General features: G+C 62.5%; 1 pseudogene. It reads left to right on the top strand.

From position 1 onward, the window contains the following. Nucleotides 1–339 (top strand): annotated as a pseudogene (locus AB4Y34_RS42155) (hypothetical protein); the annotation flags it as partial.

Below are 339 nucleotides of genomic sequence, written 5' to 3'. Positions count from 1 at the left end.
GGACGCGGTGAACGGCTCGCAGCTGCATGCCACGAACCAGCAGGTCGAGCAGAACACCACGTCGATCACCAATCTGGGTGACCAGGTGACGAACATCGATGGCCGCGTGACGAATCTGGGCGACCGGATCACGCAGGTTGACCAGAGCTCGGTGAAGTACGACACCAACCCGGACGGGACGGTGAACTACAACAGCCTGACGCTGGGCGGTGACACGTACAACAGCACGACGCATACGGGCGGCACGCGCATCACGAATGTGGCGGAAGGCGTGAACCCGGGCGATGCGGTGAACATGGCGCAGCTGACCGAGACCAACACCAACGTGACGAACCTGGG

This window comes from Paraburkholderia sp. BR10954, assembly GCF_040965775.1.
In the GTDB taxonomy this organism is placed as follows: Bacteria; Pseudomonadota; Gammaproteobacteria; order Burkholderiales; family Burkholderiaceae; genus Paraburkholderia; species Paraburkholderia youngii.
This window is presented reverse-complemented; position numbering and strand designations above follow the sequence as displayed.